Annotated in this window: 27 protein-coding genes; 18 read left to right on the top strand and 9 right to left on the bottom strand. The window is 44.2% G+C overall.

Annotation, left to right across the window (positions count from 1 at the left end; genetic code table 11):
* Window positions 1–101: 101 nt before the first annotated feature.
* Window positions 102–767 carry a uracil-DNA glycosylase gene (locus F0361_RS13530; protein ID WP_154919282.1) on the top strand — a complete coding sequence of 222 codons (666 nt, stop codon included), beginning with the start codon at window positions 102–104 and terminating at the stop codon, window positions 765–767.
* 59 nt (window positions 768–826) lie between these two features.
* Window positions 827–1,258 (top strand): response regulator, encoded by a 432-nt coding sequence (locus tag F0361_RS13525; protein ID WP_154919280.1) that lies wholly within the window; start codon window positions 827–829, stop codon window positions 1,256–1,258.
* Here F0361_RS13525 and F0361_RS13520 read toward each other — a convergent pair.
* The 5 genes from F0361_RS13520 to F0361_RS13500 form a co-directional block, all read right to left on the bottom strand.
* Window positions 1,255–2,106 carry a substrate-binding domain-containing protein gene (locus tag F0361_RS13520; protein ID WP_154919277.1) on the bottom strand — a complete coding sequence of 284 codons (852 nt, stop codon included), beginning with the start codon at window positions 2,104–2,106 and terminating at the stop codon, window positions 1,255–1,257. The two genes, F0361_RS13525 and F0361_RS13520, sit on opposite strands and share 4 nt — an antisense overlap.
* Window positions 2,103–2,975, bottom strand: a complete 873-nt coding sequence (locus tag F0361_RS13515) for a nucleoside phosphorylase (protein WP_154919275.1) — start codon at window positions 2,973–2,975, stop codon at window positions 2,103–2,105. Before F0361_RS13515 ends, F0361_RS13520 begins: the two co-directional genes overlap by 4 nt.
* A gap of 1 nt (window position 2,976) precedes the next feature.
* Entirely contained in the window at window positions 2,977–3,909 is a 933-nt protein-coding gene (locus tag F0361_RS13510) for a DUF1835 domain-containing protein (protein WP_154919273.1), read from the bottom strand.
* A gap of 114 nt (window positions 3,910–4,023) precedes the next feature.
* Window positions 4,024–4,350 (bottom strand): translation initiation factor, encoded by a 327-nt coding sequence (locus F0361_RS13505; RefSeq protein ID WP_154919270.1) that lies wholly within the window; start codon window positions 4,348–4,350, stop codon window positions 4,024–4,026.
* A gap of 2 nt (window positions 4,351–4,352) precedes the next feature.
* A complete protein-coding gene (locus F0361_RS13500) occupies window positions 4,353–5,303 on the bottom strand; it encodes an isopenicillin N synthase family dioxygenase (protein WP_154919267.1) in 951 nt (316 codons plus the stop codon).
* A 126-nt stretch (window positions 5,304–5,429) separates the two neighbouring features.
* Between F0361_RS13500 and F0361_RS13495 the strand changes: the two genes are divergently transcribed.
* The 11 genes from F0361_RS13495 to F0361_RS13445 all read left to right on the top strand — a co-directional run bounded on the left by F0361_RS13495 (window position 5,430) and on the right by F0361_RS13445 (window position 15,081).
* Window positions 5,430–7,406, top strand: a complete 1,977-nt coding sequence (locus tag F0361_RS13495; RefSeq protein WP_154919265.1) for an alpha-ketoacid dehydrogenase subunit alpha/beta — start codon at window positions 5,430–5,432, stop codon at window positions 7,404–7,406.
* 146 nt (window positions 7,407–7,552) lie between these two features.
* Complete coding sequence (locus F0361_RS13490) at window positions 7,553–8,035, top strand: lipocalin family protein (protein ID WP_154919263.1); 483 nt, start codon at window positions 7,553–7,555, stop codon at window positions 8,033–8,035.
* Window positions 8,036–8,060: 25 nt separating this feature from the next.
* Window positions 8,061–8,756 (top strand): OmpA family protein, encoded by a 696-nt coding sequence (locus F0361_RS13485; protein WP_154919261.1) that lies wholly within the window; start codon window positions 8,061–8,063, stop codon window positions 8,754–8,756.
* 172 nt (window positions 8,757–8,928) lie between these two features.
* Complete coding sequence (locus tag F0361_RS13480) at window positions 8,929–10,092, top strand: NAD(P)/FAD-dependent oxidoreductase (RefSeq protein ID WP_246160889.1); 1,164 nt, start codon at window positions 8,929–8,931, stop codon at window positions 10,090–10,092.
* The gene (locus F0361_RS13475; protein WP_154919259.1) at window positions 10,089–10,793 is read left to right on the top strand and encodes a methyltransferase domain-containing protein; all 705 of its coding nucleotides are present in this window, start codon (window positions 10,089–10,091) and stop codon (window positions 10,791–10,793) included. Before F0361_RS13480 ends, F0361_RS13475 begins: the two co-directional genes overlap by 4 nt.
* Before the next feature lie 5 nt (window positions 10,794–10,798).
* Window positions 10,799–11,854: a type III polyketide synthase gene (locus tag F0361_RS13470; RefSeq protein ID WP_154919257.1), complete on the top strand. Its 1,056-nt coding sequence runs from the start codon at window positions 10,799–10,801 to the stop codon at window positions 11,852–11,854.
* A 14-nt stretch (window positions 11,855–11,868) separates the two neighbouring features.
* Window positions 11,869–12,648, top strand: a complete 780-nt coding sequence (locus tag F0361_RS13465) for an enoyl-ACP reductase FabI (RefSeq protein ID WP_211361174.1) — start codon at window positions 11,869–11,871, stop codon at window positions 12,646–12,648.
* Between the two features lie 3 nt (window positions 12,649–12,651).
* Window positions 12,652–13,101, top strand: coding sequence for a 3-hydroxyacyl-ACP dehydratase FabZ family protein (locus F0361_RS13460; RefSeq protein WP_154919253.1), 450 nt, complete (start codon window positions 12,652–12,654; stop codon window positions 13,099–13,101).
* On the top strand, window positions 13,094–14,368 hold the full coding sequence (locus tag F0361_RS13455; protein ID WP_154919251.1) for a beta-ketoacyl-[acyl-carrier-protein] synthase family protein: 1,275 nt from the start codon (window positions 13,094–13,096) through the stop codon (window positions 14,366–14,368). The genes F0361_RS13460 and F0361_RS13455 overlap by 8 nt, the downstream gene beginning before the upstream one ends.
* A gap of 16 nt (window positions 14,369–14,384) precedes the next feature.
* Window positions 14,385–14,636, top strand: a complete 252-nt coding sequence (locus F0361_RS13450; RefSeq protein WP_154919249.1) for an acyl carrier protein — start codon at window positions 14,385–14,387, stop codon at window positions 14,634–14,636.
* A gap of 4 nt (window positions 14,637–14,640) precedes the next feature.
* The gene (locus tag F0361_RS13445) at window positions 14,641–15,081 is read left to right on the top strand and encodes a hypothetical protein (RefSeq protein ID WP_154919247.1); all 441 of its coding nucleotides are present in this window, start codon (window positions 14,641–14,643) and stop codon (window positions 15,079–15,081) included.
* Between the two features lie 153 nt (window positions 15,082–15,234).
* Here the strand turns inward: F0361_RS13445 and F0361_RS13440 are convergent, their stop codons facing one another.
* Complete coding sequence (locus F0361_RS13440; protein WP_154919245.1) at window positions 15,235–16,173, bottom strand: TerC family protein; 939 nt, start codon at window positions 16,171–16,173, stop codon at window positions 15,235–15,237.
* Window positions 16,174–16,447: 274 nt separating this feature from the next.
* Between F0361_RS13440 and F0361_RS13435 the strand changes: the two genes are divergently transcribed.
* Window positions 16,448–17,050 (top strand): nitroreductase family protein, encoded by a 603-nt coding sequence (locus F0361_RS13435; protein ID WP_154919243.1) that lies wholly within the window; start codon window positions 16,448–16,450, stop codon window positions 17,048–17,050.
* Between the two features lie 86 nt (window positions 17,051–17,136).
* Here F0361_RS13435 and hpf read toward each other — a convergent pair whose 3' ends face one another.
* Window positions 17,137–17,442: a ribosome hibernation-promoting factor, HPF/YfiA family gene (gene hpf / locus F0361_RS13430; protein ID WP_154919241.1), complete on the bottom strand. Its 306-nt coding sequence runs from the start codon at window positions 17,440–17,442 to the stop codon at window positions 17,137–17,139.
* Between the two features lie 184 nt (window positions 17,443–17,626).
* Between hpf and F0361_RS13425 the strand changes: the two genes are divergently transcribed.
* The 4 genes from F0361_RS13425 (at window position 17,627) to F0361_RS13410 (ending at window position 22,639) form a co-directional block, all read left to right on the top strand.
* Window positions 17,627–17,965, top strand: coding sequence for a hypothetical protein (locus tag F0361_RS13425; RefSeq protein WP_154919239.1), 339 nt, complete (start codon window positions 17,627–17,629; stop codon window positions 17,963–17,965).
* A gap of 8 nt (window positions 17,966–17,973) precedes the next feature.
* On the top strand, window positions 17,974–18,543 hold the full coding sequence (locus F0361_RS13420) for a DUF4251 domain-containing protein (RefSeq protein WP_161598237.1): 570 nt from the start codon (window positions 17,974–17,976) through the stop codon (window positions 18,541–18,543).
* A 359-nt stretch (window positions 18,544–18,902) separates the two neighbouring features.
* A complete protein-coding gene (locus F0361_RS13415; RefSeq protein WP_154919235.1) occupies window positions 18,903–19,331 on the top strand; it encodes an FKBP-type peptidyl-prolyl cis-trans isomerase in 429 nt (142 codons plus the stop codon).
* Window positions 19,332–19,504: 173 nt separating this feature from the next.
* Complete coding sequence (locus F0361_RS13410) at window positions 19,505–22,639, top strand: VPS10 domain-containing protein (protein ID WP_154919233.1); 3,135 nt, start codon at window positions 19,505–19,507, stop codon at window positions 22,637–22,639.
* Between the two features lie 394 nt (window positions 22,640–23,033).
* Here F0361_RS13410 and F0361_RS13405 read toward each other — a convergent pair whose 3' ends face one another.
* Both F0361_RS13405 and F0361_RS13400 read right to left on the bottom strand, forming a co-directional pair.
* Entirely contained in the window at window positions 23,034–25,259 is a 2,226-nt protein-coding gene (locus F0361_RS13405) for a carbohydrate binding family 9 domain-containing protein (RefSeq protein ID WP_154919231.1), read from the bottom strand.
* A 518-nt stretch (window positions 25,260–25,777) separates the two neighbouring features.
* Window positions 25,778–26,341: a DinB family protein gene (locus F0361_RS13400; protein WP_154919229.1), complete on the bottom strand. Its 564-nt coding sequence runs from the start codon at window positions 26,339–26,341 to the stop codon at window positions 25,778–25,780.
* Window positions 26,342–26,391 lie beyond the last annotated feature (50 nt).

Raw genomic sequence — 26,391 nt, 5'->3', positions numbered from 1 at the left:
TAGAAATTTTGAAATCCTATGATTTTATAGCAATCAAACACCTTTGGCTTGCCCTTCAAGGAATATACGCCTAGCTTTGTAAAAAGTAGATATACGCACCTATGGACGTAAAAATGGAATCGGGTTGGAAATCGCAACTGCAATTTGAATTTGAAAAACCCTATTTTAAAGCCTTAACGGACTTTGTGAAACGGGAATATACACAAAACAGGTGCTACCCAAAGGGCTCGGATATATTCGCGGCCTTCGACCATTGCCCTTTTGAGGCGACCAAGGTCGTCATCCTTGGGCAAGACCCTTACCACGGACCGGGACAGGCAAACGGACTCTGCTTTTCGGTAGCGGACGGAATTCCACATCCTCCTTCCTTGGTGAATATTTTTAAGGAAATTGAGACGGACGTACAAAAACCCTATCCAACCAGCGGTAATTTGGAACGATGGGCAGACCAAGGGGTACTCCTATTGAATGCCACCCTTACCGTTCGTGCGCATCAAGCGGGCAGTCATCAAGGAAAAGGGTGGGAAACCTTTACGGATTCCGTCATCGAAAAAATATCCGAAAACAGTGAAAACGTGGTCTTTTTGTTATGGGGCGGCTTTGCGAAGAAAAAAGCTAAGCTGATCGATGGGAAAAGGCATCGGATATTAACATCGGGCCATCCTTCCCCCCTAAGTGCCAATAGGGGATATTGGTTCGGGAACCGTCATTTTTCTAAATGCAATAAAATTTTATCGGCTAAAGGCAATAAAACTATAGATTGGTAGGTTTTAGTTTTATCTTAAATAGGAATTTTCTTATTTTTCTGAATAAAAACGTTTACACCATGAATAAATTTGAGCAGGTAAATTCCATATTGCTGATTGACGATGATGAATCCAGCAACTTCCTTCATTCCATTTTTATAAATAAACTAGGCCTTAATATAGAGATAAATACGGCCCTTAATGGTCAGGAAGGCTTGGATTTCATTATGAACAGGGGACTTGAGAGACTTTCTCTTCCATGTATGGTAATGTTAGATCTAAGAATGCCCGTTAAGGACGGTTGGGATTTCATGCGAATGTACGAGGAACAAGTGCCCGAGGAATTAAAACAACAATTGGCAATCGTTTTGGTTACGGTCAGCGACAACCCTGAGGATAAGGAGCGGGCAGCGGCAAATCCCCATATTCTGGATTACGCACAAAAACCGCTTTCGGATAGTACGTTCAAAAAGCTCATAGGAAAGCATTTTAACCTAAAGGAAACGGTTTAAATATCCTCCAAGTAATGTCTTAACGGTAACGCCTTCTCAATCAATTTAAGTTGCTGGAGCGTGTCAAGTACGTTTTCAAGGACACCGGAATCCAATTGATTTTGACTCCAGGATGTCAAGGACAACCAAGTCTGTATATCCTCCAATTTTTGTCCGTATCTATTGGCTAGGGTCCTATCGATACTGGGTATATTCTTGAATTCAGCCGTGTAAAGATTGATAACTTCCAAAATGTGCGTTATCAGTATTTTATTTTCCTCCAGGAATCCATTGGTGGCTACCAACATAAAACAGGGCCAAGGTGTGGGGCAATCCCCCAATCTTCTGAAAACACCATTGTCCACGATGGGTTTTGTGGTAAAATGTTCCCACATGAAATAATCGGCCGTGCCCTCGCTCAAACTTTTAATGGCTCCCTCTAGGTCATTGATAACCTCAAACTGCAATGCATTTAGGTCCCATCCCTCGTTTTGGGCCTGCACAAAGGCCATCAAATGGCTTCCGCTACCAAATCTACTAATAGCGGCTTTTGCGCCCCTTAAATCGCTTAAATGTTCAAAATCGCTTTGGGCCGATACATGAACGCCCCAGAGCAGGGGAGACGCGATGTATTCCTGAACGATCTTGACCTGATTTCCTTCAGAAATGCTTTTGACAATACCTTCGGTAAGAATAATGGCCAGATCGGTTTTGTTCTCGGACAAGAGTTGGCACATTCTCCCGGTACCCTCGGGAATATCCTCCCATTGCAAATCGATGCCGCGGTCTTCAAAGGCACCTTCCTCCAAAGCCAAGTGCCATGGAAGGTTAAAATGTTCCGGTACGCCTACTATTTTGACAGTTTTCAATCCGATGTTATTTTTTGAAGTGCAAAAGTAATCAGTTCTTGTACCGATGCTTCGGGATTTTTGGAAAATTCCCCCGTAGCCCTATTGGCAAGAATACAATTGAGGGAGACGGCTTGGTGCCCCAGCAATTTTGAGAGCGCGTAAATGCCCGAAGTTTCCATTTCCAGATTGGTAATCTGATTATCCCGATACCTGAAATTGGAAATCGATTCAATAAAACCGTCCGCACTTGGGGCAAGTCGCAACGTTCGTCCTTGAGGCCCATAAAATCCTGTATTCGTTGTAGTTACTCCTAATCGTATACGATTTGATTTAAATTTTTTGGCCAAATCTGCATCGAATTCCACGATATAGGGCCTGGATTTTTTGGAAGACCAATCAGTCTGGCGGATAAATTCATGCTCCATTTCCTCAAAATCCGAAAGATCATTTTTGTAAAAATGCAAGAGCCCGTCAAACCCCATTGCCAACTCCGTAAGTAACCAGGAATCTATCGGTATGTCCTCTTGGATAGCTCCGGAAGTACCAATCCGGATAATTTTTAATCGTATACGATTTTTTTTAAGCTTTCTGGTCTCAAAATCGATATTGACCAGGGCATCCAATTCGTTCAGGACAATATCGATATTGTCCGTCCCAATTCCCGTGGAGATCACACTGATACGTTTTCCATTAAGAAATCCCGTATGGGTTAGGAATTCCCGTTTTCCTTTTTTGATTTGTATGGAATCGAAATGGCTGGAGACTTCGGTGACCCGGTCGGGATCACCTACCGTAATAATGGTCTCTGCAATATCATGAGGCAAAAGGTTGAGATGGTAGATGCTGCCATCGGCATTAAGGATAAGCTCGGATGGGCCTAGACGCATTCTAGAGTTTTAAAATTCTGTTCGAATCCGTATTGTATAGGAAATCATATTTTAAGGCTCCTCCCAAATAGACGTCATTGTCCTGTATACAGGAATAGTAACTGGTCTGTCCGTCCAATATTTCCTTTCCTTTTTTGGTCAATCGTACTGGGTTCAATGAAGAAAACAATGGTTTTAACCGTTGTAAGGCCCTTTCGTATTGGGAATCCCCAAAGCCTAGGTTGCCTTGATTGTTTAAAATGGTGCCTAAAAATTCACTTTTGGACTTAGGCTTTTTATCGATGGCCAATTGCAAAATGTTGTTTTCCATCTCGTTGAGACCATTGGCAATACTAGGAAAACGTCTTAAATGTGTTTTGACCGCATCGCCCAGATAAGCAAAATTGTAATCGTTGAAATCAGTCAGGTTTTCAAGACGGATAGGATTGTTGCTGCAATACAATTGCCATACATAATCGGCGTATTCCACATCATCTTGGTTCAGCACCACCTTATGCTTATATAATTTCAAAAGATGTTCGTCCGAAAGCTCGTTCAACGAGTATAATTTATCCGTATTGTCTTCCTTGCCACTACACACCAAAGAAATTTGGGCATATCTTCTATTGGTCAACAACCAGCTTATGACCGCTAACATATTGACCTGACAAAATAAATCATACTCGAACCAAAGTACTATTTGGTCCTGCTGTTTGTGATTACAAAGGGAACGGTATTCCTTAAGCGTTTTCTCAATAAACCAAGACTTTGAAACCTTGTAATTCTTATGTAAGAACTCAAACCTGGTCTTCCAAAAGGACTCACTGCCTACGCTCGTTAGCGTTTTGCCCTCACAAAGCATTTCACGCCATGTGATGATATCGCCCTTTATATTCAACTTCTTAAGACGCTCCGTAAATGCGTCTCCGTTTGTTATGTGTAGCAGGGAACTCATTTTCTGATAGTGGTTTAGGTTTAACAGTTAAAAGTACGGTTTAAAGCAAAAAAACAAAAAAAATTAACAAAAAAAGACGCAACCTATTAGCTATCCGTGCATTATATTAGGTTTTTAACCCCCAACCCTTTTGACGTTGAAGCCCTTTTCTTTTAGGATTTCCATGATTTTATCCCTATAATCCCCTTGGATGATAATTTGGTCGTTTTTGAAGCTTCCCCCCACGCTCAACCGTGTTTTTAGTTCCTTGGCCAATTTTTTGAAGTCGGAATCCGCCCCGGTATATCCTTCTATGATGGTGATCGGTTTTCCTTTTCGTTTCTCATATTTACAGATCATGGGGCTGTCCTGTAACCAAAGGTCGCTTTGCGGTGCCTCCACCTGGGGTTCTTCCGGTACATGGTCCGGAAATAGGTTTTTCAATTGATCTTTTAGGTCCATGATTACTTTTTAATCAATCCCAATTCAATGAGTCGCTCGTGAAGGAATTCGCCAGCGGTAATATCCTCATACATTTTAGGATGTTCCGCATCGATGCAGTTTTCAAGGCAATTTAAGGGCATTTCGCTTACTGGGTGCATAAAAAATGGTACGGAGTATCGCGAGGTTCCCCATAATTCCTTTGGGGGATTCACGACTTGGTGAATGGTGGATTTCAATTTGTTGTTGGACAACCTGGAAAGCATATCGCCCACATTGATCATCAACTCGTCCGGCTTTGCGATGGCATCTACCCATTCGCCTTTATGATTCTGTACCTGCAGCCCTTTCCCATGGGCGCCCATGAGTAGGGTAATCAAGTTGATATCCCCGTGAGCGGCCGCTCTTACGGCGTTTTTGGGTTCTGAAATAATGGGAGGATAATGGATTGGCCTTAAAATGGAATTCCCGTTCTTAATGTATTCATCGAAGTAGTCCTCATTTAAACCCAAGTGAATGGCAAGTGCTCGCAATACATATTTTGCAGTCTTTTCCAACATTTTATAGGTTTCTTTTCCTACCTCATTGAATTTTGGAAGCTCATCCACCGTTACATTATCCGGGTATTCCTCTTTCAACTTTGGGCTGTCTTCCACATACTGGCCAAAATGCCAAAATTCTTTCAAATCACCTTCTTTTCTTCCTTTTGCATGCTCCTTCCCAAAGGAGGTATACCCGCGCTGACCGCCAATGCCCTCGATTTCATATTTGTCCTTGATCTCTTGGGGAAGATTGAAAAATTTTTTGATTTCGGAGTAAAGGTCTTCCACCAACATATCAGACAAAAAATGGCCGCTAAGCGCCACAAAACCGATATTTTCAAAAGCCGCTCCAATCTCCTGTACGAACTTTTGTTTCCTGTTAGGGTCGTCGGACAAAAAATCCCTCAAATCAACACTGGGTACTACACTCATGAAAAAATTATTTAGAATATATTACAAAGCTACAAATTCTTGCGTTCATCCAATGTGTTGGATTTCCAACAAGATGATGTGTTTTTTGTTACATTTATTCCCTGATTTCAACCAATGTTCCTACGTATGGATTTTAAAGCTTTTAAGGTATCCAATGATGTTAAGATAGCCTTGTACCGCGCCATGCTGAAACCTCGCATGATCGAGGAGAAAATGTTGATTTTATTGCGACAGGGAAAGATTTCCAAATGGTTCAGTGGTATCGGGCAGGAAGCGATTTCCGTAGGAGTGGCATTGGCCATGCAGAATGAGGAATATATCCTTCCCATGCACCGCAATCTGGGAGTTTTTACCACAAGAAACATTCCCTTACACCGACTCTTTTCCCAGTGGCAAGGGAAAATGGGCGGTTTTACCAAGGGCAGGGACCGCAGTTTTCACTTCGGCACGCAAGAATTCAAGATTATTGGGATGATATCCCATTTGGGACCCCAAATGGGTGTGGCAGATGGCATCGCTCTTGCGCATAAACTGCGAAAGGAGCCACATGTAACCGCTGTCTTTACCGGGGAAGGTGCTACCAGCGAGGGTGATTTTCACGAAGCCCTGAACATTGCCGCCGTTTGGGAATTACCCGTTCTGTTCTGCGTTGAGAACAATGGATATGGGCTATCCACCCCAACCAACGAGCAATATCGCTGCGAACATATTGCGGATAAGGGAATAGGGTACGGCATGGAATCCCATATCATCGATGGAAACAATATTCTGGAGGTTTTTTCCAAGGTAAACGAACTGTGCATTGATATCCGCAAGAACCCCAGACCCATTTTACTGGAATTCAAGACCTTTCGTATGCGCGGGCATGAGGAAGCGAGCGGCACCAAATACGTGCCCGAGGATCTCATGGAAAACTGGGCGGCGAAAGACCCCTTGGAGAACTATACCAAATACTTAATGGAAACCGGTCTGTTGACCGAAACCATGGAGGCATCTTTCCGTGAGGAAATTACACGTGAAATTGACCAAAATCTGCAAATGGCCTTTCTCGAGGAATCGATTTCAGCCAATATAAGTAATGAATTACATGATGTGTATCAAAAATTTGATTACAAAGAAGTTACACCCTTGATTCATAAACGAAATATCCGTTTTGTAGATGCCATTTCCCAAAGTCTGAAGTCGGCCATGGAAAAACATGACAACTTGGTCATCATGGGTCAGGATGTAGCCGAATACGGCGGGGTTTTTAAGATTACCGACGGATTTGTGGAGGCCTTTGGAAAGGAAAGAGTTCGGAATACTCCTATCTGTGAATCCGCCATAGTCTCAACGGCCATGGGGCTGTCCATAAACGGGATGAAATCGGTCGTTGAAATGCAATTTGCGGATTTTGTCAGTAGCGGTTTTAATCCTATCGTCAATTATCTGGCCAAAAGCCACTACCGATGGGGAGAAAAGGCCGATGTTGTCATCCGTATGCCCTGTGGGGGCGGGGTGGGGGCAGGACCCTTCCATTCACAGACCAACGAAGCCTGGTTTACGAAAACCCCAGGGTTGAAAGTGGTGTACCCGGCGTTCCCTTCAGACGCAAAAGGACTTCTGGCCACTGCCATCGAGGACCCAAATCCAGTGCTTTACTTTGAACACAAAGGGCTGTACCGTAGTGTCTATGAAGATGTCCCCGTTAATCCCTTTACGATACCTTTTGGAAAGGCCAATTTATTTAAATCCGGGAGGGATGTCACCATCGTTACGTATGGTGCGGGGGTGCATTGGGCCTTGGAAACCTTGGAAAGGCATCTGGACATAAGCGCCGACCTGCTTGACTTGCGTACCTTGCAACCCTTGGATACGGAGGCAATTTATACATCGGTACGGAAAACGGGAAAACTCATTATCCTACAGGAGGATAGTCTTTTTGGTGGAATTGCCAGTGATATTTCTGCCTTGGTCACAGAAAACTGTTTTCATTATCTGGATGGGCCCATTAAACGGGTTGCCAGCTTGGATACCCCCATCCCTTTCAATAATGCCTTGGAACAACAGTATTTGGCCAAATCTAGATTTGAACAGGAACTCCTGGATTTGATGGCCTTTTAGTGTTTCGGTCAACAAAAAATGGAATCGAGCGAAGCTAATTTGATACTTCTACAAATATTTGTGTGTATTAAATCGTTATAGGCCTAAATACATCCAAAAACTTATTTGGTAACGTATATAGGGTAATCTTAAAAACAATGCTATTTATGAAAAAAGCAATAGTTCTTACGGGGATTTTCGCAATGATGCTATCCTCTTGTTCTATTTCCAAGGACGCAAGGTCCAAGCGCAACCTGCTCAGTGGTACCTGGTCCTTAAACGATGTTTCCTTTGAAAACAATACCGGTAACTTTAAGGCGGTCCTGTTCAACGATGTTGAGGATATCTGTCTTGAAGGAAGCGAGTGGTTCTTTAGGGACAACAACAGCACCGGAAGGTACACTATTTCCCCATCTACCCTTTGCAACGGGGGAAATCGCTATATTAGATGGTCTGTTGTGGAGCGTGCGGAAAACTATCAGAGTCAATTACAGTTCAAGTTTATTGACGAAAGGAACAAGGACATCTCCGGAGGTTTGGGCTACCGACTTAACATTGAAAGCCTTACGGAATCTACAATGACCTTAAAATCCAATGTACAGGTAAATGGAGAACCCGTTACCGTGGTGTACGATTTTACAAAGAAATAAATCCCCAATTTTTAAAAACAAACAGATGAAATCTAGATTATTAAAAAATACAAGTTATGTTTTGGCTTTGGCCATGGTTATGAGCTGTAGTACCGTCAAAAATGCCAACAAGACCCAAAAAGGTGCCGCAATTGGTGCTGCGGGAGGTGCCGTAATAGGTGGTGTCATTGGAAACAACGTTGGAAGCGGAAACAACACTGCTTTGGGTGCCATTTTAGGAGCCGCTATTGGGGGTGCTGCGGGTGGTTATATCGGCAACCGTATGGATAGGCAAGCGGAACGTATCGAAGAGGAAATTCCAGGTGCCGAAGTGAAAAGAGTGGGCGAGGGAATCAACGTTACCTTTAATGAAGATGCCGGTGTGTATTTTGACACCAATAAATCCGATGTTAAGGGAACTTCCGCCGCCACTTTGGATAAATTGGCCAGCATTTTTAAGGAATATCCTAAATCCAATATTTTGGTGGAAGGCCATACCGATAGTGCAGGCTCCGACGAATACAATATGAAGCTCTCCGAACAACGTGCTACTTCCGTAACCAGTTATTTGGTAGCAAAAGGTATTGAACCTTCCCGATTTACGACCAAGTGGTACGGGGAGAATCAGCCTGTAGGCGATAACAATACGGTTGAAGGCAAGGCCCAGAACAGAAGGGTAGAATTGGCCATTGTGGCAAGCGAGGAATTGAAGGAAGAGGCCGTACAACAAACCAAAGGATAATCCTGGTAAAGTTCAGGGGGCTGTCTAAATACTTTAGCGGTTACCCCGTTGCAAGCTGCGAAGCTTTTTTTTACGAGTAAACTACCTCGGGGCATTCGTAGGAAACAATTTTTTAATTACAAGGCAAGCTTGGGGATATTAAACCCTTTTGCGGTGCCAATAAATCCCCGCCTTGTGCGGGGATTATTTTTGGATTGCGTACTTTCAGGATGTGAACGAACATCAAATAGGCATTGTAGGGGGTGGTTTGGCTGGACTAACGGCCGCCATTGCGCTTTCCCGCTATGGATTTGACATCGGGGTTTTTGAAAGCAATCCCTATCCACATCATAAAGTGTGTGGTGAATACCTTTCCAACGAGATCCTTCCGTATTTGAATTCACTTGGGGTCGACCTTTTAGCGGCGGGTGGGAAGTCCATAGACCGATTTGAAATCAGCAGCAACCAGGGTAAAATTGCAGCGTGCCGACTTCCCTTGGGTGGCGTGGGTATTAGCAGGTATGCGCTGGATAACCTATTGTACGAAACCGCCAAGAGCCAAAAGGTTACCTTTTACTTCGAAAAGGTGCAGGATATCCGGTTTGATGGAAATGGGTTTAAGGTGGAAAGCCGACAAACAAGGGTAAGCGCTCACATGGTTATCGGTGCGTACGGAAAACGATCGGGGTTGGATAAAGCCCTGCACCGTTCCTTTATCCAAAAAAAGACACATTGGTTGGCCATAAAGGGACACTATTCATTTCCCGAATTCCCCAATGATCTCGTGGCCCTGCACAATTTTAAGGGCGGTTACGGCGGACTTTCAAAAACGGAGAAGGGTCATATCAATTTTTGTTATTTGGCGCAATACGATGTATTCAAGGAGTTCAAGGACGTATCGGCCTTCAATGAAAAGATTGTTTCCCAGAATCCGCATTTAAAGCGTTTTTTAACAAAGGCCGAACCGGTTTTTGAACATCCCCTGAGCATCGGTCAGATTTCCTTTGAGCCAAAGAAACCCATTGTAAACCATGTGCTGATGTGCGGCGATACGGCTGGATTGATACATCCGCTTTGCGGCAATGGTATGGCGATGGCCATTCATGCGGGAAAACTGGTTTCGGAGTGTGTACACGGTTATTTCAACGGAACCTATAAAAGTCGAAAGGATATGGAGGAAGCCTACCAAAGTTCCTGGAACGACCATTTTAGGCGTCGGTTGCTGTATGGACGTTATTTCCAAAAATTATTGTTGAAGGATAACTTTTTGAATTGGGGCATTTCCACCTTTGGTCGGTCTGAAGGTCTGCTACAAAAAATGATTGCCAAAACCCACGGAAAAACGGTTTCACCATGATGGATTTGTCGGTACGAAGTAACCAAGAAGAACAGTTGGACGACTTTCAAGGTTCCCAAAAGGAGCTGGAAGTCATGTTGGAGGACATCAATCGGGTAAACCGACTATTAGGAGGTATCCATATCACCTCAAACGCCGTATTCAGGATGCTTCGGGAACATAAAAAAGAATCGTATACGATTTTGGACGTAGGTTGTTCCGATGGAGAAATGCTCAGAAAACTCGCCTTGAAGGCCAGAAAGTCGAACATCACTGTAAATTTAATCGGTCTGGACCTAAATAGTGACGCTTTGGAAATCGCCCGAAAAAAATCCGTGGATTTTCCCGAAATTTCCTACCTAAATCGGGATGTATTTACCTTGAATTCCATCGAAGTGGATATCGTCATCACCACTTTGACCTTACATCATTTTAGCAATGCCAACATCCCCATATTTTTGGAAAGGTTTGCCAATATGGCCCATATCGGTGTAATTATTAACGATTTACATAGAAGTCGGCTCGCCTACTACCTTTTTAAGGCATTTAGTGTTATTTTTATTAAAACGGAAACCGCCAAACACGATGGACTGATTTCCATCTTACGGGGTTTTAAAAAGAAAGAATTGCAAACCTTTTCCGACCAAGTTCCAAATGTACAGTCTCAAATTTCATGGAAATGGGCCTTTAGGTACCGTTGGATCCTTAAAAAGTGCGCCTAAAATATATGAATAGTACCAAAATTGTGACCGTTTCCAAGGCTTTGCCCGCGTATTCAAGCGAAACCAAGGACATCATCCCGTACGTAAACACATGGCTTAAGGACCAAGAGGACCGCTTTCGAAGAAAAGTCGTGAAAATATTTGAAGGTGCGGCCGTGGACAAGCGCTACGGTATCATGCCCGTGAAGGAGGTATTCACGGCGACTTCGTTCGAGGAAAAAAACCGTCGCTATGCCGCGGCGTCCAAGCAATTGGGTAGCGAAGCCTTAATATCGGCCCTGGAAACCGCGGGGTGGTGGGCAGATTCTCTCGATTATATCATCACGGTAAGCTGTACAGGTATCATGATTCCTTCCTTGGATGCCTATTTGATCAATGAACTGGGATTGCGGCAGGACGTGGTCCGACTCCCCGTGACGGAAATGGGCTGTGCGGCCGGGGTATCGGGATTGATCTATGCCCATAATTTTTTACGCAACAATCCCAATAAACGCATCGCCTTGGTGGCAGTGGAAAGTCCCACGGCTACTTTCCAATTGGATGATTTCTCCATGGCCAATATGGTAAGTGCCGCTATTTTTGGGGATGGCGCGGCCTGTGTATTGCTTTCTTCCGAAAAGGAAGCGGCAGGTCCAACAATTAAGGGCGAGGAAATGTTCCATTTTAAGGACGCGACCCACTTAATGGGTTTCGATTTGGTGAATACCGGACTCAAAATGATATTGGACCCTGCCGTTCCGGAAACAATTGCAACCTATTTCCCTGAAATCGTCCATCCTTTTCTTGAAAAATACGGAAGCAGTATCGAAAAGGTGGACCATTTGATCTTTCATCCCGGCGGACGCAAAATCGTGCAGACCGTTGAGGAACTTTTTGGTAGTTTAGGAAAGAATATAGATGATACCCGAGAAGTACTCCGTTTGTACGGAAATATGAGTAGCGTCACGGTTTTATATGTGTTACAGCGCTTCTTGGATAGGGGTTTGACCAAAGGTGAGCAGGGCATGGTACTCAGTTTTGGTCCCGGGTTTTCCGCACAACGAGTTTTGTTGGAATGGTAAATAGTCAAAATAATATGGGTAAAAATTGGGCATTGATATTGGGAGGTAGCAATGGGTTGGGCCTGGCGACGGCCAAAAAGTTGGCAAGACACGGTTTCAACATCATCATTGTACACCGGGACCGACGCACGAACATGGATGAAATAGAGCTGGACTTTCAGGAGATATCGGCCCTAGGGGTTCAGTTCAAATCCTTCAATAAGGACGCCATTCACCCAGAAAAACGACAGGAATTACTTTCGGAAATTGCAGCTTTCCTGCCGGAAGGACACAAAATCAAGGTGTTGGTGCACAGTATCGCCAAGGGAAATTTGAAACCTATGCAAGCCGAAAATCAGTCCGTGCTTACGCATCAGGATATTGAAATCACCTTTGAGGCCATGGCTCTGAGCCTGTATGATTGGACCAAGGAATTACACGAAAAAAAGTTGTTTCATGAGGATACTAGAATCATTTCCTTTACCAGTGAGGGCAATACAAAGGTGATGCCAGGTTATGGGGCGGTTTCCGTAGCAAAAGTCGCACTGGAGGCCCTTACCCGAAATATCGCCTTGGAATTCGCACCAGCAGGCATCAAGGCAAACTGTATCCAGGCCGGCGTGACCCCCACTAAGTCACTCGCCATGATCCCCAGGTATGAAAAACTGATGCAACATGCCTTGAAGCGCAATCCGCAGGGCCGACTCACAACCCCGGAAGATGTCGCGAATGCAGTCTATTTATTGACTACGGATGAAGCAAAATGGATAACGGGGACCGTCCTAAAAGTGGATGGGGGAGAAAGTTTGAGATAGCATATGACGCACCAGGAAATCATAGGATTATTACCCTACAAAAAGCCATTCTTGTTCGTCGATGAATTATTGGAAGTCACGGAGGATGGTTCAAAAGGCTCCTTTACCTTTGACCGGAATCTCGATTTTTATCGGGGACATTTTAAGGAAAATCCGGTGACACCGGGCGTTATCCTCACGGAGTGCTGTGCACAGATCGGGTTGGTCTGTCTGGGTATTTATTTAATGCGAAAAGAGGAACTGGAGAAGTCAAATATACTGATAGGTATGAGCAGTTCTGAAATGGAATTTTTAAAACCTGTTTTCCCAGGGGAAAGGGTGACGGTAGTATCCAAAAAAATCTACTTCCGGTTCCAAAAATTAAAATGCGAGGTACAAATGTACAACGCCAAAAAGGAATTGGTCTGCAAGGGAACGGTATCGGGCATGCTAAAAATTGAAGTGGATGGGTAGAAGGGTGGTCATTACCGGATTGGGCGTTTGTGCCCCCAATGGCGTTGGGCTTCCGGATTTCACCGAAGCGCTTCGCACAGGAAAAAGCGGGATTCGCTTTCAATCCAGATTGCAGGCCTTGGGATTTGGTTGCCAAATCGCAGGGGAACCGCTCATCAAGGACAACCTGTTGGAAAAATATTTCACCCCGCTACAATTACGGGGACTCAACGCCTCCGGATTGGTGTATGGTGTCATTGCTGGCAGGGACGCGTGGGCCGATGCCTGCTTAGAGCCCAATACCGGCAGCAGTCCCAACTGGGACAATGGTATTATTTTTGGAACTGGCATGTCCGGAGCCGATAAATTTCGCGATGCGATTTACCAAGTGGATAATAAAGAGGTACGTAGATTGGGCAGTACTACGGTCGTGCAGACCATGGCCAGTGGCATCAGCGCCTATTTGGCGGGCATGTTGGGCTGTGGCAATCAGGTTACGACGAACTCCTCCGCTTGTACTACCGGTACGGAAAGCATCCTGATGGCCTATGACCGGATTGTATCGGGGAAGGCGGAGGTGATGCTCTGTGGAAGTTGTAGCGACAGCGGACCGTATATCTGGGGCGGTTTTGATGCCATGCGCATTTTGCCCCGGGATTATAACGAGAACCCCAGTGCAGCTAGCAGGCCCATGAGCGCATCGGCACAGGGCTTTGTTCCGGGCAGTGGGGCAGGGGCCTTGGTGCTGGAATCCTTGGAAAGCGCCCAAAAACGAGGAACCAGAATCTATGCGGAAGTATTGGGGGGCGAAGTGAACAGTGGCGGACAGATAGGCGAGGGGTCCATGACGGCACCCAATGGCGAGGCGGTACGGCGATGCATCCAAAAGGCCGTCCAAAGCGCCGGTATCCAACCCAAGGAGATAGATGCGATCAACGGACATTTGACGGCCACGACCAAAGATGCCGTTGAAATTTCCAACTGGAGCGAGGCCTTGGGACTGCAAGGGGGCGAATTCCCCTATATCAATTCTTTTAAAGGAATGATAGGTCATTGTCTGTCCGCCGCAGGAAGTATTGAATGCGTAGCAAGTATACTTCAACTGGAGCAAGGGGTACTATTCGGCAATGTTAATTGTGAGGATGTCCATCCAGAAATAACCAAAATCATTGAAAAAGAAAGAATTCCCCAAAAAACGATTCCATACCGACCAAAAATTATCACAAAGGCCAGTTTTGGTTTTGGGGATGTCAATGCGTGTGTTATTTTTAGTTCCTTGAATCGTTAGAACTACTAATTTAAAAATGCAGGAAAAAGAAAAATACCAAAAACTAAAGGATATCATTCAGGTGTATCTGCCATCGGATGTATCGGTAGATAACATTCAGCCCAGCAGTAATTTTATTTCGGAACTGAACATAAATTCGGCAAATTTGGTGGATATCATTCTGGATGTGGAGGATGCCTTCGACATCCGTCTGGAAAACGAGGATATGAACCAAATGCAGACCGTTGCCGATGCGTTACAGATCATCGACAGCAAATTAAATGGCTGATTTTATGGATCAATTTCTCCAATATGCAAAGATAAAGTTCATGGTGGACAAAAGGCTTATTTTAGTATACTGCTTGGTATATTTGGTGTGGGGCCTGGGCATGAACTGGTTTGGTACCTTTATGGAAATCGCCCGCTTTACCTATTGGTGGCAGGTCATAACGTGCTATATCCTATACATGGTGCCTATTTCGCTTTTACTGAGAAACCGACCCTTCCATGAACAGTACGCGTACGGACTCATCGCCATGGGTTTTTTGGAATTTGGTGGGTATGCCCTGCAAACCTCCTATGCCTATCCGGACAACCTGTTGGATAAATTCTTTGGCGGACGCACATTTGCACTGGGGATGGCCCTTTTCTTCGCGCTATATTTTCCTGCCGGAAATTGGCTGGTAGGCAGAATCTATGACCGAATATTTCCGAAAGCCACCCAAAATTGGTGAATATTTCAAATCAGGTCTAGCGACCAAATCAAAGGAGTCCTTGGTTCAAAAAAGATAATTGCAATTTGGAACTTTTATTTTAGAATTTGGGTTTTGGTATTTGGATTTTGGAATTCTAAATCTCCCAAGCACTTATTCCAATTTCATAAACTATCAATCCTTATCAGGGATGTAGAGCGAAGCTAAAATTCCACCAATCAGGGAAACCGATATTACCGTTAAGGATACCCATTCCGGAAGATGGATGTAATGTGAAAAGAGCATCTTCAAGCCCACGAAGGCTAAAATTACTACCAGACTATAATTGATATATCGGAACTTTTCCAACATTCGCGAAATCAAAAAATACATGGAACGCAGCCCTAGGATAGCCAAAATATTGGAACTGAAAACTAGGAAAGGGTCGGCCGTTATTGCCAAAATTGCTGGAATACTGTCGAGGGCGAAAAGAATGTCGGTCAGCTCAATCACCATCAATGCCACAAATAGGGGAGTGGCTGCCCGTACACCCATTTTCTTGATAAAAAAGTCGTGCCCCTTGATTTCGGAAGTAATCGGATACAGTTTCTTCAAGTTCCTAAAAACAAAGGATTTCTCTGGATGAAAATCCTCGTCATCGCCCCGTAGCATTTTAAATGCCGTATACAGAAGAAACACCCCAAAGACGTAAATGATCCAATCGAACTTAGTAATCAATGCCACCCCGAAGAAAATCATCAAGGCCCTAAAAACAATGGCCCCCAAAATACCCCAAAACAAAACCCGATGCTGAAATACGGGCGGAATTTTAAACGAGGAAAAAATAACCGCAATCACAAAGACATTATCAACGCTCAATGACAACTCGATAAGGTATCCCGTAATGTATTTTAAAACGGCCTCGTTGGCCGTAAGTCCGGTAGGATTATCCATCATCCCATTAGAAAACAACCAGTAAACCACCCCACTAAAGGCCAAGGCTATGGTCACCCAAATGGCCGTCCAAATGCCCGCTTCCTTTGACTTTATGACATGGTCGTGTTTGTGGAAAACACCTAGGTCCAAGGCCAAGAAAACAAGAATACAGGCAAGAAAAATAATCCAGACTAACATACCTATGTATTTAAAGCGGTCGAAGGTACTAAATTATGTGGTTTTCTCCATTGACAAACGTCATATGAGGCCATAAAACCCTCATCGAGGGATTTATTATGGCAAGTGCAGGATTTTTACAAAATAAAATGTTTAAAAATAAAGCGATTAAGCTAATTCTAAAGGAGTAAAAAAAGGGATGGATTCAAGTTAATATTTGTCGCATTTGCACAAAGGAATTTACCCTTTAGACCTTATCTTACTAACAAGCAAAGTAAAACCATAAAACTAAAAAATGACGACAGTAGAACAGTTACAATTAGACAAAATTGCCAAAAACGATTATCAAATATATCCCTTGTTGAAACAGCGGTACAGTCCTAGAATCTTTAGCGATCAAAAGCTTACGGAAAAGGATGTTAACAGACTCTTCGAATCCGTTCGTTGGTCGGCCAGTTCCTACAACCGTCAACCATGGCGTTTTATTTTTGCCCATAAGGGTTCGGAAGCATACGATAGGATTATGGACTGTCTGAGCGATTTCAATCAAAAATGGGCAGGAAACGCCACATTTTTAATGTTGGCCGGTTACAAAAAAAATACGGATGAAGGAAAAGAAAACTTCCACGCCCTGCACGATTTGGGACTTTCCTTGGGAAATATGACCGTACAGGCCGAATACATGGGTATTGGTTTGCACCATATGGCCGGTGTGGACTGGAAAAAGGCGCATGAAGTGTTCAACGTTCCAGAGGGGTTTCACATAGCCACGGCCATCGCCGCAGGTTTTTATGGAGGCGATTTGAATAATTTACCGAAAGATTTAAGGGAACAGGAAAGCGCGGAAAGAACCCGCATTTCCCAGACCGAATTCGCATTTGAAGGAGGGTGGAAATAATAATGACATTCATAAATAACAAAAATGGCCGAAACCCAGAATATGGATTTCGGCCATTTTTGCTAGCAGAATTTGGTCAAGCTAAATCAATGATGCGTCTGCATTTTATCCTTGCGTTTCTGCAATTGTCTATGCAATTCCTCTACGGACTTTGCAATGGAAGCCTCAAAACTACCTGTACTGGCATCGGCGAAAATCCTGGGTCCAGGTGCGCTTAGCCGTATATTACATATTTTTCCTGTTTCTGGAGAAGAGGTGTTTTCCGTTTTGAAGAAAACATCGGCCCTCACTATAAAATCAAATTTGTCCAACAGTTTTTCAAGTTTCTTCGCGGCCATAATCTCCAATCGGTTGCTGGCCTTTACGTCGTCGTACTCAAAATTGATATTCATATGCTTTCTTATTAAATGTTTCGTTCAAATTACAAAATTCCTACAGGTTTCAGGTGCTGTTTTTAAATAATTCTGAATTCAAAATTAAATTATAGTTAAAGTATAATTAATGACCAAAATCATAGTCCCGTTATGGATTAATTTCGTACCTTATTGTATGAAAAATCCTTAAAAATAGTACCTTATGACTGCAGAATCTTCAAAAAGGACTACGAGTGTTTTGGACAGTAATTCCTGCTTGGTTTGGCTGGACCGATGTTATAAGGATTTGCTACAATGGAAGCGAACCTTGGAATCCTATCTCTTTGAGCCGACTACCCAGCGACAGTTCGAACTAAAACAGCGTCTCACCGATGCCATGGAACGCCTTTTAAACCGATACCGGGAACTGGCGACCGTAGCCAGAAACAATAACAAGCTTGTAGGCAACCAGGTCGAGCTAATTAAAAACTATATGATTGAAACCCGAAAGTTGGAGGATGGGGTACAAGAGTATATCGTAATGCTGCACCAGGCCTCCTAATGGATAAAATGAGAGTCTATACGTACATATTATTTTTACTGGGAACGTTCCTGCTATTGAGCTGTGGAAGTGCTTCCAAAGTATCCTATACCCAGGAACAACTAACGTCCTTTTCCAATTTCCTAGACGCAAAATCCTATAGGTTTTTGGCGGATACCGCAAACCCTACTATGACCAATGGGGTTTCAGCCGTAGCCAATAGTGGACTATGGCCTCCTGGAGGTACATTTTCGAACATATTGCTACAGGGAAGCAACAATTACATGACGGTCAAGGGCGATAGTATTATGGCCGATTTACCCTATTTTGGGGAACGCCAAATGGGAGGCGGTTATGGCAATAATACCGGTATTACCTTCAAGGGTATCCCAAGTCGGTACAAAGAGGAATTCGATGCCTCCAAAAACGAAATGCGGATCGTATTTACCATTTCGGATAAGGTGGAAACCTATCAGGTTACCCTCAATGCCTTTCCCAATAAAAAGGCCACCCTCATTATCAACAGTTCCCAGCGTTTTCCCATTCGCTATTTAGGGGAATTAAAGGAACTGGAAGCCGAAGCATCGGTTAGTCGATAATAGTTAGGTTTTCGGTTTAACCATACGGATGATTTAGTAAAACAGACCTTTTTTTGTCAATTCAAGCACCCACCTTACTAAAAAAATTACTCCATGCTTGTAGTCATGGGTTTAAACTTTTTAATTGGAACATAACGCCAATGCACCCGATGGGTCATACGTGTGGAACCCAATTGTTTATTAGGCACATTATTCACAAAAATATTTAGAAATCGTTCAAAACGGACGTTTTTCTATAATTTTTGGCCAAAACCTGTTAAAAAAGGGTGAAAACCAGGATGTTTTGACCAATTCTTCGTTGAACGGTTTTGAGAACCCTACCTTTGCCGCTTATTGAAAATTATTAAAGAATTTATACGATGAGTAAAGTAAAGGAAGGTGATTTGGTACGAGTACATTATACGGGGAAATTGGAAAACGGACAGGTTTTCGACAGCTCCGTGAACAGGGAACCGCTTGAAGTGAAGTTAGGGCAGGGGAGTCTCATTCCCGGTTTTGAAAAAGGTTTGCTAAATATGGAACCAATGGAAAAGAAAACAATCGTCATCCCAAAGGAGGAGGCATATGGTGAAAAGAAGCGTGAGCTTTTTCAAAGTGTGCCCAAAGCCAATTTACCGGAAGGAATGAAGCCTGAAGTAAATATGGGCTTGGTAGCGACCAATGCAGATGGTACAGAAAGACAGCTACGTGTGGCCGAAGTCAATGAAAACGATATCATCGTTGATGGCAACCATCCCTTGGCAGGGGAAGACCTAACCTTTGAACTGGAATTGGTCGAGATAAAATAGTATTTGCTTTTTTAAAATACCAGACCGCCCCAATTGGGCGGTTTTTTTGTTCAAATTACCCAAGATTTAGATTATCAAAATATCCTTTATATTTGATTGTACCTGACCATCTTTCTGAAGGAAGGACATAACTTTTAGTACAATAATAACCAACAACCTAAACCCATGTTCCTATGAAAAGAGCACTATGTAACTTCTTTGGCCTAATTACCGTTTTTTATTGCTTGCACGGGCAACGCAAACAAAATAGTACCCCAAAATTGACGGAAAAATTATACGAGTCAATGACCTATAGGAACATTGGACCTTTTAGAGGAGGACGCTCCACAACAGTTACAGGAATCCCTGATGACATTTTTACGTATTACATGGGCGCCACGGGAGGAGGTGTCTGGAAAACGACCGATGGCGGCACTACATGGAACAATATTTCGGACGGATTTTTCAACACGACAGGTATTGGTGACATTACGATTGCACCTTCAGATGCTAATATCATCTATGTGGGTACGGGGGAATCGCCCGTGCGGGGCGTAAAGACTTCCCATGGGGACGGTCTTTATAAGTCGACCGACGCCGGAAAGACCTGGAATCATATGGGACTTGAAAAAACACGGCATATAAGTGATGTGTATGTGCATCCCAAAAATCCCAACAAGGTATATGTGGCCGCCCAGGGCAATCCTTGGGGTCCCAATCCGGAAAGGGGCGTTTACCTGTCCGAGGATGGAGGTACTACGTGGGAAAAAATCCTGTTCGTAAACGAGGACTCCGGAATTGTCGATATGACGGTGGATGCCACTAACCCGGATATTATGATGGTGGCTTCCTGGGATTTTCATCGCAAACCTTGGGTCGTGCACAGTGGGGGTCCTGGAAGCCGAATTTACAAAACCACCGATGGAGGCAAAAACTGGAAGGAAATCACAAAAGGACTACCGGAACTTAAAGGTAAAATGGGCGTTGCGATTTCACCGGCCAATCCCAATATCGTCTATATTGCCATAGACGCCCTAGGGGATAAGGCCGGGGTTTACCGTTCGGAGGATGGGGGAGAGTCATTTGTACAAACTACCAATGATGCCACCACCTATGCCCGTTCTTGGTACTATATGCATATCATCGCCGATCCCAATGATGCCGACGAGGTATGGGTCATGAACAGCTTTGCCATGAAATCCATTGATGGGGGAAAAACCTTTAAAGGCAACCCCGGAAGTCATGTGGACCACCATGATCTTTGGATCAACCCCAACAATAGCAACATAATGATCAATGCGAATGATGGTGGGGCTGCGGTGACCTACAATGGTGGAAAGACATGGTCTACGCTTTACAATCAGCCTACCGGCCAGTTTTATAGGGTCATTACGGATAACGGTTATCCGTATCGCGTTTATTCTGGGCAGCAGGACAATAGCACAATCGCTATAGACAGTAGGGTTATGGACGACGGAATAGGGGAGATGCATTGGGATGTTATGCGTGCCGGGGAATCCTCCACGGTTGCGGTGGACCCCAATAACCCTCGATATGTATACTCCACATATTTTGCAAGCAATTTTGTGGAGTGGGACAGGGATATCGATAATACACGGATGGTGATGCCATACCCTACTAGGGTTACGGGGGAGCAGCCAAAAAATTTAAAATATCGCGCTAATTGGAACGGGCCCGTAATCGTATCGCCACACAATCCTTCTGTTATTTATTACGGCTCTCAATACGTTATGAAATCTACAGATCGTGGGGTAACCTGGAAAGTCATGAGCGAAGACCTTACCCGAAACGATAAGGAACATCAAGGAAAGGGAGGCGAGCCTATCAGCAATGAACAGATAACGGCAGAGAGTTACAACAACTTATTCAATATAGAGGAATCCCCGTTGGTTGAAGGTGTCATTTGGGTAGGCTCAGACGATGGTCTTGTGCACCTCACCCGTGATGGCGGCGAAACCTGGACCAATGTAACCCCAAAAGGATTGAAGGAAAGCATTATCAACGTGGTGGAACCTTCGCCCCATGATCCCGCTACTGCCTATATAGCCGTAACGGGATACAAACTGAACGATTTTACCCCGTATATCTTCAAGACGAACGACTTTGGTGCCACCTGGGTAAAAATCGTCAATGGAATACCAGGGGATACCTTTGCCCGCACTGTTCGCGAGGATCCGGACCGCAGGGGACTTTTGTATGCCGGTACAGAAACGGGCATTTTTGTTTCTTTTGATGATGGCACCAATTGGTTGCCCTTACAGAACAATTTGCCCGAAGTACCCATTACAGATCTAAGGGTACAACGTAAGGATTTGGTTGTGGCCACTCAGGGGCGTGCCCTCTGGATTTTGGACGATTTGACCCCGTTGCACCAAATCTCAGAGGTGGTAGCGCAAGCGGATTCCTATTTGTACGATCCTAGGGATGTGTATACTGAATTATCCGTTGCCTATAGTACGGATGGCGGATATGGTGAAAATCCGCCACCAGGTCTTCAAATCCATTATGTATTAAACAAGGAAGTACAAAAGGAAACGATTATGTCCTTGGAAATCCTGAACAAAGATGGCGAAGTGGTCCACTCGGAAAGCACCAATACCACTCCCGTTGGCTGTGATACCCTTGTTAAACCCCAATTAAAAAAGCAAATAGGAGCCCACCGCTACCAATGGAACATGAAAATTGGAAGGTTCGATTGTCTCACCGAACTCTATACCACCAATCGGGACCTTACGGCCTACAATGCCCCGCCAGGAGCATATACAGTAAGATTGAAAGTAGGGGACAAGGTCCACAGTCAGGATTTTAACATCGATATAGACCCCAGATTGAAGAATAGCATTCCCAATGTGGAGGAAGCTTATAAAGAGCGGGATGCCATTTCAAAGTCAATCTATAAAGGTGCTATTGAAATGGCCAAAGGGGTTCGAGATGTGCGCATGGTACAGGAGCAGCTACACCTTCTTTTGGAAATGACTGATGTTGAAGCCGTGAAACAGGAAGCGAAGGAGCTGGACGCCCTGATTGAAACTTGGATAGAAGCCATTCTACAGAAGGAGATGCGTACCTTTCAGAGCAATTATATGTTCGAGGCGCGCTTGCTCATAAAGTTCAAGGATTTTCTGAACAGCATTGAAAAGGGCAATTTACCCATGACACCGGGCGTGCGCGATGTAAGTGCAGATTATCTAACGCAGTGGGCCACATTGAAAACAAGGCTTTCGGACATTAGGCAAAAAGAAGTACCGGAGATGAATACGAAATTGGAACAAGCTGGACTGCCAGAATTGTATTGGCCCAAACCCTAAGTCTCTTTATTGGCTCTGAAATAAAGATACAGGCAAATTGGACGCACCCTAATTTTGTGTATTGATTAATGAAAATTATTGTCTAGATGTATGATCGACCCATTTAACCCAAATTATGCATTAGGACTTCGTGATGAGGGTTCAAAATACAATAAACACAAGTGTTTTCTTAATTTTTGCATAGCATCACTATGGTTAAATTAAAAAACAGCTTAAATAGCGTGTGTTTGAAGTAGTTTGAAGCCGTAATAGATTTTCTATTGCATATTTTGGGTTTAAGAATCACCAGGGAATTTGGAATTTTAGGCTTGAATTTTCGTCTATCTAAAACCCATGGGTCCCAATCCATAACCAACTCTTTATTTGAGTAGCGTACACATGCATGTATGGGTAGCTACTTCAAAACATCAAACCGATGCGTGTATTTTATGGTCAGGGTCTGATTATCCAAAAAATCCAAAGGGTTATCGTCCCGTACAATATTGAATACCACGAAGAGTCCGGTGTTGGCACTTTGTAGCCATCCAAAACGGGCATTTACCGAGGTGATCTCGGAAACATTGTTGCGCTGTATCAAGCTTTGTAAAAAGATGCGCGGTGTAAAACTATAAGCCAATCGGAGTCCGCCCACCAAGGCCGTCGTATTTCCGGTTTCCAGCTGGATATCGTTGTGGCTCATGGTCAGGGAGGATACAAATTTGTTCCCTACCCTAAAATTGGCCGTACCGCTGTTGGAATAACGCATACCGTTGAAATAACCACCGATGAAGGTACGGGTACTGACGGAAAAAGCATTATTCGGGTTGGTAATCAACACAAACTGTAATTCCTCATTTTTGTATTCGCCGATGGGCACCGTCACATTGGAAATATTGAAGGGAGCGAATACCCGTTCCTGGGTGAAATTGATACCGGTATGGATCTCAAAGCCGCTGCGCCATACCCAGTGGTTGTCCACATGCAGAAAGCCCGTAACCTGCTCATTGTCAAAGTTCCAGTACCCACGATAGGAGAGGTGGGGACGCATTTCCAGGAAACTACCGTTACCATTCACCCGATGCGCCTTAAAAATCAACAACTCCGGTTTTTTAAAAGCGGTCCGTTGTAGAAAACCGACTTCCGGATTGAATCCCGGAGCTACCTCGGTGTAGCCCGCGTTCAGGTTCCATCCGTCCCATTCGTAGTTGGCCAATAATTTAAAGGCATGATCCTGTCCATTGATGGAAGGGGTGACGCTCTTGGCAAAAAAGCCGTTCACTTCCGCCTTGTTTCCGATGCCCCATTTGCCGTCTATGGCATACACCCGGTTAAAATCATCATCGAGGCCCGCCAAACCTTGTCGGTTTACGAATATACCGCCCAAGGAACTTCGGGAATTCCCAAAGTTGTGGTTGACACGCGCCACGGAGAAGTTGTTTTCCGTAATACCTGCCGATGCCACATCCTCCGTAAACATGCTCAACAAGCCCACATTGGTCTGTCCGACTTTCCCGGAAACCCGGGCTCCGCCGATGATAGGGACGATACTACCATCCTGACCCAAACCGATACGCCGACTAAAGAACAAGTCGACCTCCCCAGGACTTCCGACCGAAAACTGACCCGCATTTTCAAGGAAAAAGGCCCGTTTTTCGGGAAAGAAAAGGTTGAATCGGTCTAGGTTCACTTGTTCGTCGTCGACTTCTACCTGGGCAAAGTCCGTGTTATAGGTGAGGTCGAGGGTAAGGCTAGGGGTGATGCTGTACTTGACGTCCATGCCCACTTCCGCGTCCAGTTCCTGTTCGCTGGGGGAGATGGACTGGTCATTGATACCCTGTACTAGGGCATAGGGAATCAACTTAAGGTTCCCTGGATTTTTTAGATTGAGTCCGGTCAATTTACCGGCCAAGGCCAGGCGTTTGAGGTCGAAACCCAATGGGAGGGAGGTCCAGTAGGCAATTTCAGTGTTTTTACTGATGTTCCGCTGAAAATTGAGCCCCCATGTTTTTGCTTCCCCTGACGCGAAACGCAGGGAACGTAGGGGAATGGCAAACTCGGCGCTCCAGCCATAATCGCCCAATTGTGTCTTTACGGACCAGGTAGCGTCCCAGTTGATGTTGGTACCCCCAATTACGCCGCCCTGTTGACGATTGGCATTGTTATTTCCCTTGCCTTCGTTGTTGATCTGTGCGTCGTATTCCATACCTTGGGCATTGGTGCCAAAAAGGAAGCCGTTTTGCTGGTCGTTATAGGTATCGATGATAAAGAGAAAGCTGTCCTCATCATTGAGATCCGCATCGCGGCGCGAGTCGGAGACCACAATTTTATCGGGTTCCTTATCATAGCAGACGACGGCCACATAAAAGGTGGTATTGCTATAAGCGACACGAATTTCCGTTTTTTCGGACACGGGGGCGCCAAAGGAAGGCTTTATCTGAATGAGGTCCGGGGCCAAGGGAACCGACTCCCAAAGGGCTTCGTTGCGGATTTCGCCGTCCACGACAGGTTCGGTTTCCAAAAAGGTCGCTTGGTAAAACGGTCGGTTAAATTGCTGGTTTTTTTGTGTGGTCTGTGAAAAACTGGCAACACAACAAAACAGTACGATGCCTAGAAGGAATCGTTGAAATGGATTGGATGTCATATAGTTTGGTAATTGGTGGAATAAATATACATTTCTTTTCTATGGAAATGTTTTTAAAAGTTGTTGGTTGTGAATTATAAAGCCAAAGAGAAGAGGAGCCTGCTAAAAACGAAAGGATTATATACCGGGTTTAAAAAAGTTTATTTTACATAATATAAATTATAGTACAAATACTTATGGGTAGCAAATTGCGTATAGCTGTGCTATTTGATATAAAATCAGTTCTAGCGCTTTAGTGCTATAACGATACCGATTTTATGTCAAAGCAATTTGCTGATAAAGTTTGTTTCCTTAACGTATTCGTAAGCTATAATTCTATTATGTCAAATACCGCACGGTCATTCTGCAAGCGTTAACCATTCGTTTGCCGGTATACAAGAAACCTTTTTAAGCAGTGTGCTTCGCACGGCGAAATAATTTATTTGTACTCATAATTTGCCGTTATGTAAAATTGCTTTGGTAGTCGTACTCAGGTTTTGAATCCTTACATACAGAAGACTTAAACTGAATTATTGGAATTATTCAGGCAACCGGTTCTTTATCGTCCCAATTTGCCCCATATGGTTGGCCGAGTGTTCCATGACGTGGTACCAGATATAATGGTAGTTCAAGCCCTCCTCAATGTTCGAGGCGAACCAGGCATCATCCTTGGTTTTGAATGCGGCCAAGGTTTTTTGCCGTACTTCCTCCCATAGATCCAGATAATGAGCAATAGGCTCCCCTTTCAGCATGCTATTTACGTTGGCATTCAGTTCCCCGGCAACACCTACGCTTTCAAGTTCGGCTGCTGTCCATTCCCTACCCTCCAAGGTCGCTACTTGGTAATAGGATTCCGTAGAGACCAAATGCATGATCAAGGCGCCAATACTGTTCGCTTGGGCATCATATTGGAAATCGGTTTGCGATTGGTCCAAGTCCTTAACCTGTTCGGTAATACGATCCTTTAGGTCTTCCAACATATAGACCATTCGTCCGATGTTTGGCGAATAGCCTTCCACCGACTTCAATTCGCCCTGTGCGTTTACACATAGCATCGGTAGGAATAGCAATAAAAAAAGGGTCTTTGTTTTGAGGAATTTCATGGGTATCGGTTTAAATGCATTTATGGCAGAAGGTACTTGAATCCCAACAA

Origin of the sequence: Maribacter flavus, assembly GCF_008386635.1 — a bacterium.
Classification (GTDB): domain Bacteria; phylum Bacteroidota; class Bacteroidia; order Flavobacteriales; family Flavobacteriaceae; genus Maribacter; species Maribacter flavus.
The sequence above is the reverse complement of the archived record's forward strand: the minus strand, read 5'-3'. Positions and strand labels throughout refer to the sequence as shown.